This window comes from Kroppenstedtia guangzhouensis, assembly GCF_014637345.1.
Classification (GTDB): Bacteria; Bacillota; Bacilli; order Thermoactinomycetales; family DSM-45169; genus Kroppenstedtia; species Kroppenstedtia guangzhouensis.
This window is the reverse complement of the sequence record NZ_BMEX01000035.1, coordinates 1-7,300: the sequence shown is the minus strand read 5'-3', so window position 1 is coordinate 7,300 and position 7,300 is coordinate 1. Positions and strand designations below refer to the sequence as shown.

Genomic DNA, 7,300 nt, shown 5'->3' with positions numbered 1-7,300 from the left:
CGTTATGAACTTCGGTGAACTTATATAGGGTGGGCGGAAACAATCTCGAAAACCGTTGTGCGGGTTCTCCCCGTACCGTGGGTTCGAATCCCACCCTCTCCGCCAAAGAGCACCAGAATTGACGTTCCAGGTGTACAGTCAATCAAGTTCAGGTGGCAGGATGGATGGATTCCCGCCATCTTTTTTTATAACCGATTAACGAACGTGTGTTCACCATTAGCCATATTTACGAGAGGGGGAAACGGACCGTCATTTGTTGAACAGCATGGAACGGGATTTGGTGTGGGTGTTGGAGTGGCTCTCCACCGGACGTCAACCGGGAAACCGGCGCAGGATGGAGAACCGATCCTATGATCAACGGGAAGTGTTGTGGAGCCAGCTTTCAGAAAAAGCGAGGCGGAAAATTGAATGGAGGGAAAGCGGGAAGCTTGTGGGGACAAGCTCTTCTACCCGGTGGCTGGAGCAATTGCCCGAGTGAGTTACTTTCCGAAAGTGATCATTGCCGTAAAAAGGACTGGAAGCCGCTAAACAGACAGGGGCTTTTGCACAGCTTGAAAATGCTGTGAATATGGTGGAACAGGTTGCAAAACCGGGAGCGGTGATTGATGTGAATATGGATTAGGAGAAGTTGGGAAGTCATTTCCCGCTGGACTTCTTTTGTGTTTAACCGGTTAATAAGTGTTGTGGTTTTTAGGCGGAGCGGTGGGAAGATACAGGAATCCGTTGGAAATCCAGTTTCAGCCTTTGTGGGATGGTCTGTTCTGTGTTATAATGAACAGGCCGCGCTAGATGGGGAGGTAGCGGTGCCCTGTAACCCGCAATCCGCTATAGCGGGATTGAATTCCCGCCTGAGGCTTTCATCGTGTGGGGTCCGGCCCATGCAGGAAGTGTTGACGAACAGGTCCTGCGCAACGGGAACCTCTGAACCGTGTCAGGTCCTGACGGAAGCAGCACTAAGGAGACACTTCCGTGTGCCGCAGGGGTGCCTGATCCGAGCCGAATGCATGGGGCCCGCCCAGGCGGAGGAGGTCGAAGGCGGGTGCGCGGTACATAACTCAAGGTCACTAAGCGAACCGAAATCAACGGTTCGCTTTTTTTTGAAGGAAGTCAGAGAGGCAGGGCGAATAAATGGAATAAGGAAAAATATTGATATATAACGATTGGGTGGAGATGTATCCATTGACTTTAACGGGGATGGAGGGGGTAGTAAGGTGCCCATCGCGTTTCATCTGGATTTACATCCCGATCAACTGACATCCTGGGTGAAAAACTGGCCCCAGGCCGTGGTGGCGGTGAATGACCAAGGGATGGTCAAAGCGGTGAGTCCGCAATTTCTGAAGCTGCTTCAACGCCCTTTGGATCAAGTGGTGGAGCAACCATTGAATCGTCACCTCAGCCTTTCCCCGGAGGAGATGAAGTACCTCCGACACCCGGATGCCCACGGTGGTCTCCGATGGGTACAGGGAGAGCTGCTTCCTCTGGGATCCACTCCCAGGACGGTAACCCTGCAGCTGATCACCGGAAAAAGCGGTGGTGGGTGGCACCATCTCCTTTTAATATATTCCCAAGACCAAGGTTTCCACCATTTGCAACGACATGCCGAGCAGATTGTGAACAGTTTGCCCCAGGGCATTATTTTGTTGGATTCCACATTACAGGTGACAGAAATCAATCCCGCCGCCTGTCGGATGTTCGGTGTGAAGAGGGATGACCTGTGCGGACGGGGGGTGGACCGACTGTTTTCCCGTCTCAAGGATGGGGAAGGTGTCGATGATTTGAAGGACAGGATCTTTCGCAGAGAGCCCTTTCGAGCTGTTCCCGCCTCTTGGCTTTTGGAGGGTGTCCCCCAAGTGGTGACTATCGATTATGAGACCACAGTTGAACCTGAAGGAGAAAGTTTTATCATCATCACCGACATCACCCGAAACCATCTGTTGGACCTGAAGGTCCGGCAGACAGACCGCTTGGCGATGATTGGTCAGATGGCGGCCGGGACTGCCCATGAGATTCGGAATCCACTGACTTCGATTCGGGGATTCTTGCAGGTGATCCGTCATACCCTTGACGAAAGAGGAGACTTAAAGGGACAAGGCTACGCAGAGATTATGCTCCGGGAGATCGATCGGATCAATCATCTGCTGGGCGAGTTTCTGTTGATGGGTAAACCACGGAATGTAAAAAGACGGCGGGTGGAGATGGATCGCTCCATCCGGGAGTTACTCCCGATCATTCAAAATGAAGCCATACTCCATAACATCGAGGTTCGTTATTTGTCCGGACTGAAAAACGTTCCGCCCGTGTGGGCTGATCCGGAGTTGTTGAAGCAGGTGATTTTGAATTTATGCAAAAACGGAATTGAAGCGATGGGGGAAGGAGGGCTCCTTCAGCTGCGCCTGAGCGGAGATGAAGAGCAATTGGTTCTGGAAGTGGAAGATCATGGTCCGGGAATTCCGGCTTCAGAAAAAAAACTGATTTTTGACCCTTTCTATACAACCAAGGAGAACGGAACCGGCCTCGGATTGGCGGTCAGCAAACAGATTATTGAGGATATCGGGGGGGAAATCCAAGTTTCCTCCGGTGAAATCGGGAGCATTTTCAGTATGGTTCTCCCTTGTGTTCAGGACTGATCACCCGTCACTGAAAGGCGGGTTTTCCTTTTGGAAAAATCCCCTGTTCTATAGTATGATGAATACATTATCAAACATGTGCCCTCAACCGCATCACAGAGGAGTTTGGGGGGTTGCACGTGTCGTATCGGGCACTGTACCGCGTTTGGCGTCCGCAAAAGTTTGAAGACCTGATCGGACAGGAACATGTCACCACCACCTTGAAGAATGCCCTGACCGAGGGCCATTTTTCCCATGCATATCTTTTCAGCGGTCCCCGGGGAACAGGGAAGACCAGTGCTGCCAAGATTTTGGCGAAAGCGGTCAACTGTCGGCAGGGGCCTGCACCGGAACCTTGCAACGAATGTGACGCTTGCCGGAAAATCACAGAAGGATCACTGATGGATGTGGTGGAGATCGATGCTGCTTCCAACCGGGGAGTGGACGAGATCCGGGACCTTCGGGACAAGGTGAAATACGCTCCCTCGGAAGTGCGCTGTAAGGTCTATATTGTGGACGAAGTCCATATGTTAACCGCGGAGGCCTTCAATGCGCTTCTGAAAACTCTGGAAGAGCCTCCTGGACATGCGATCTTCATCCTGGCGACCACCGAACCGCACAAATTGCCATCCACCATCATCTCCCGTTGTCAAAGATTTTCCTTTCGTCGTCATACCTTGGGGAATACGCTGGGACATCTGCGGAAGATCTGTGACTCCCAGGGGATTGAGGTGGAGGATTCCGCTTTGGCGGTGATCGCCCAGGCTGCGGACGGGGGGATGCGGGATGCCCTCAGCCTGTTGGACCAAGTCCTTGCTTTTTCCGATGACTGTGTGGATGAAGCCGCCGTTCTGTCTGTGACAGGGTCTGTCTCCCGCTCCACTTTGGGGGACCTGATGGAGGCCTGTCTCGGTCGGGATGCAGGTACAGCCTTGGAGAAGGTGGAGGAATTGTTGGCGGACGGATTGGATCCGGAAAGATTGGTCCACGATTTAGTGCAGTTGTCCCGTGATCTTCTGTTGCTGGCCGCCGCTCCGGAATTAAAGGAAGTGAAAGAACGACTGGCCGGAGAAGAGCGATGGAATCAGCTGGTGGAGAAAGGATCGATCGAAGAATTGGAAGGGGTGCTGGAAATTCTGATCCAGGCCCAGCAACAGATGAAATGGGCTCCCCATCCCCGGGTGCTTCTGGAAATGGCGTTGGTTCGGATTTGCCACCATTTTGAAACCCCTTCACCCCAAGGAAGTGGAGATGCGGATTTGATCTCAAGTCTACGGGAACAGTTAAAACAGTTGGAGCAAAAGGTGGAGGAATTGAGCGGCCTAGCCTCCTCCCCGCCTGCTGCAGAGCCGGCCGCACCTTTCCCTGTGCGGCGGGAATCGGCGGCAGGAAGTGAGGAGAGGACGGGTCGAAGAAATTTGGGTCCGGCCCGGTTGGCTCCCCTGTTAAAAGAGGCTTCTACAGGGGCTTTGCAAAGGCTGCAACGAGCCTGGCCGGAAGTGCTGGCGCGGGTCAAGGAGCGGAAAATCACGGTTCATGCCTGGCTGATCGATGGTGAACCTGTCGCAGCTACGGAAGATACCCTCCTGGTGGCCTTCAAGAACAACATTCACCGGGAGACCACGGAGAAGGATTCCAACAAAAAACTGATTGAACAAGTGATGAAAGAAGTGTTCGGCTCCACGATCCGCCTGATGACCGTGATGCGAGAGGATTGGGAAAAGGAGCGTATGACTTCAGGGCCTCCTTCCGTCACCGGAAGGGATACGGGGGGGAGAAGAGTTCCCCCGAAAGAGGTACCCCAGTCTGACGACCCCGTGGAACGGGCTGTGGAGATGTTTGGAAGAGATATGGTTGAAATCACGGACTGACCCATTTCAAAGTGGGCGAGGAGGTTTAAGTAAATGAAAAACATGAACCAAATGATGAAACAGATGAAAAAGATGCAAGCGCAAATGGCCAAGGCTCAGGAGGAGCTGGCTGAAAAAGAAGTGGAAGGAACGGCAGGGGGCGGTGTGGTCAAGGTCGTGATGAATGGACACAAACAGGTGTTGTCAGTGGAGATTGATCCGGAAGCGGTGGACCCCGAAGATGTGGAAATGCTGCAAGACATGGTGACTGCTGCATTTAACGAAGCGATGAAAAACGTGGACGACCTGGTTTCAAAAGATCTGGGGAAACTGACCGGAGGATTGAACATTCCAGGTCTGTTTTAGACAGGATCTGCAGCCTGTTCACCTGAACAGGCTCTTTGCTTGATTGGAAATCACAGAAAGGAGGGGGGCGGATGAATGTACCCGAGCCCATATCGAATCTGATCGACGGGTTTATGAGGTTGCCGGGTATTGGACCCAAGACGGCCCAACGCCTGGCTTTCTTTGTGCTGGGGATGGAAGAAGAGGATGTGATGGAACTGGCCAAAGCGCTGGTTCATGCCAAGCGGGATTTAAAACGGTGTCAGGTGTGCAGCAATATCACCGATCAACCGGTCTGTTCCATCTGCAGGGATAAAAACCGAGATCGTTCGATGATCTGCGTTGTTCAGGATCCAAGAGATGTGATCGCCATGGAGCGGACCCGGGAGTATGTCGGGTTGTATCATGTGTTGCACGGTGCGATCTCGCCGATGGAAGGAATCGGGCCGGATGAACTGAGCATACCGGATTTGTTGAAACGGCTGGAAGATGAAACAGTTCAGGAAATGATTTTGGCGACCAATCCCAATATTGAAGGTGAAGCCACGGCGATGTATCTGCAACGTCTGGTGAAGCCATTCGGTGTAAAAGTAACACGGATAGCTCACGGTCTGCCTGTGGGCGGTGATCTGGAATATGCCGACGAAGTTACACTGACCAAAGCTTTGGAAGGACGAAGGGAGCTTTGAACTGTATTTGGAACGGAGCTGAAAAATTGATTTCATCATTTTCGTCCTAAGGAGGGGTGCCTCGATGCTCCCAAATGTGTCCGTTCAGCCTGTCGTGAAGGGCCCGGATCCGGACAGGAACCCTGTCTCCGCCAAACTTCGGTTGGCAGCAGCTTGGCTTCTCTGTTTCAGTTACTTCTATATGATTCCCATGGAGTTTTCCTCTCTTGAGTGGGAAAAAACGGGGGAAGGGTTGTGGAGAGCCACGGAGGGGGGGACGGGGCCGTTTTTGGCAGTCCAGCTCCTGTTGTGGATGATGGGTACACTGCTGGTTTCCATCCTGTTTCTGGTGGCCGGCGTGATCGGCGGGTTTCAACATGAGAGGAGACCGGGAGCCGGCCCGCTTCGGGGAAGGGATCTGGCTTACTACCTCGCTTGGGTCCAGGTTCTCACTTTTGGTTCTTTATTCTTCCTCTCGCCATTTTCCAAGGATGGAGATTGGATATCCACATTTCTCCCCTATCTTCCCCATCTGCTCATGCTGCTGTTGGCCCTCTTCTTGTTCCGGGGGAGGTTATCCAGTTTGGGATTTCGTTCTCTCCGGGGAAGACGCTGGTTGGGGATATGTGCCGCAGTGGCCGTTGCTTACGCCTTCACCTACTTTCTGTTGGATCCCTTGGTGACTGAACCGGTGGCCCGGATCTTCTCGTTGGACATGACGTCATGGCGGGAGGATAGCATCAGCCAGGGATTGGCAAAGGCGGCAGGATTGGGCTGGATGTTTGGAGCGGGCCAAGTGCTCATGATTGGCATGATCGGTCCCATTGCGGAAGAAGTGCTGTTTCGGGGGCTCTTGATGGGGGTATTGGCGAAACGGGTGGGGATTGCCGCCGCTGTTTTTCTTTCCTCTGTTGTGTTTGCCCTGTCTCATGTGGATGTGGCATTTTTGGCCCCGCTCTTTGTGATGGGATTGATCCTGGGAGTCCTGTATGCGTTTTTTCGAAACCTTTGGGTGCCTATTCTTTTTCATATGGTGAACAACACAGTTTCCGTGGTGTTAGACTTGCTTCAAATGAATGGATGATGAAAATCGCCGGACCTGCCCTGGTTTTTACAAACTCAAGGCCTTGATGGTTCTACCTTCCCCTCTCTGCTCATATGCTTGTACCAATGGAAGGAGGCAGAGAAGAATGGCGATTGAATGGTGGCTACTGCTTGCTGTGGCCGGTGTGATTCTGTTTATGTTGATCAGCAGATCCATGGTTAAACCGCTGCGTTGGATTTGGTACAGTCTGTTATATTCGGCAATGGGGGCCTTGGTGTTGTTTTTGTTGAACCTGGCTGCTGAGTGGATGGAATTCCGGATCCCGATCAATCCGGTAACCGCCTTTATCACCGGGGTGCTGGGATTGCCTGGACTGGTGTGTTTGGTGGTGGTGAAACTGTTTTTGGTCGCCGGATAAATAAAATCATAAAAAGGGTTGACGTAAGGGTGAGCCTGTGGTACATTAGTAGCTGTCGCCGCAAGATCGGCCTGACCGGCGGGATCCGAGGCGAACCCGAGAAAAAACAAAAAAGCTGTTGACAGGAACTGCAGAGCATGATAAGATAGTTCTTGTCGCCGCGAGAGAGGCTTTCCCTCCTCGAGTGGCAGAGACAGCGAGATCAAGCGTTCCTTGAAAACTGAAGAGCGAAAGAACGACCCTGTCATATTCATGAGCAATCAAGCTCAAATCGGGGACTGTCAAGTGACAGATCCATCCCTTTTTTGAAGAGTTTGATCCTGGCTCAGGACGAACGCTGGCGGCGTGCCTAATACATGCAAGTCGTG

7 protein-coding genes, 1 rRNA gene and 1 other RNA gene are annotated in these 7,300 nt (G+C 52.5%); all 9 read left to right on the top strand.

Annotated features, from left to right (window positions below):
- The first annotated feature begins 253 nt into the window (after window positions 1–253).
- On the top strand, window positions 254–478 hold the full coding sequence (locus IEV46_RS17315; RefSeq protein ID WP_188433789.1) for a hypothetical protein: 225 nt from the start codon (window positions 254–256) through the stop codon (window positions 476–478).
- Between the two features lie 302 nt (window positions 479–780).
- Window positions 781–1,047, top strand: an RNA gene (gene ffs / locus IEV46_RS17310) — signal recognition particle sRNA large type.
- A 164-nt stretch (window positions 1,048–1,211) separates the two neighbouring features.
- Window positions 1,212–2,627: an ATP-binding protein gene (locus tag IEV46_RS17305; RefSeq protein WP_188433787.1), complete on the top strand. Its 1,416-nt coding sequence runs from the start codon at window positions 1,212–1,214 to the stop codon at window positions 2,625–2,627.
- Window positions 2,628–2,746: 119 nt separating this feature from the next.
- Entirely contained in the window at window positions 2,747–4,477 is a 1,731-nt protein-coding gene (dnaX, locus tag IEV46_RS17300; protein WP_188433791.1) for a DNA polymerase III subunit gamma/tau, read from the top strand.
- Window positions 4,478–4,510: 33 nt separating this feature from the next.
- A complete protein-coding gene (locus IEV46_RS17295) occupies window positions 4,511–4,822 on the top strand; it encodes a YbaB/EbfC family nucleoid-associated protein (protein WP_188433784.1) in 312 nt (103 codons plus the stop codon).
- A gap of 71 nt (window positions 4,823–4,893) precedes the next feature.
- A complete protein-coding gene (recR, locus tag IEV46_RS17290) occupies window positions 4,894–5,490 on the top strand; it encodes a recombination mediator RecR (RefSeq protein WP_188433782.1) in 597 nt (198 codons plus the stop codon).
- Window positions 5,491–5,554: 64 nt separating this feature from the next.
- Window positions 5,555–6,553 carry a CPBP family intramembrane glutamic endopeptidase gene (locus tag IEV46_RS17285; RefSeq protein ID WP_188433780.1) on the top strand — a complete coding sequence of 333 codons (999 nt, stop codon included), beginning with the start codon at window positions 5,555–5,557 and terminating at the stop codon, window positions 6,551–6,553.
- Window positions 6,554–6,659: 106 nt separating this feature from the next.
- Complete coding sequence (locus IEV46_RS17280; protein ID WP_188433778.1) at window positions 6,660–6,932, top strand: pro-sigmaK processing inhibitor BofA family protein; 273 nt, start codon at window positions 6,660–6,662, stop codon at window positions 6,930–6,932.
- A gap of 302 nt (window positions 6,933–7,234) precedes the next feature.
- Window positions 7,235–7,300: ribosomal RNA gene (locus tag IEV46_RS17275) — 16S ribosomal RNA — on the top strand; the annotation flags it as partial.

What these genes read in the sequence shown, in the direction of transcription:
- IEV46_RS17295 (WP_188433784.1), top strand. Translation starts at nt 4,511, where the DNA reads ATGAAAAACATGAACCAAATGATGAAACAGATGAAAAAGATGCAAGCG.
- recR (WP_188433782.1), top strand. Translation starts at nt 4,894, where the DNA reads ATGAATGTACCCGAGCCCATATCGAATCTGATCGACGGGTTTATGAGG.
- IEV46_RS17285 (WP_188433780.1), top strand. Translation starts at nt 5,555, where the DNA reads ATGCTCCCAAATGTGTCCGTTCAGCCTGTCGTGAAGGGCCCGGATCCG.
- IEV46_RS17280 (WP_188433778.1), top strand. Translation starts at nt 6,660, where the DNA reads ATGGCGATTGAATGGTGGCTACTGCTTGCTGTGGCCGGTGTGATTCTG.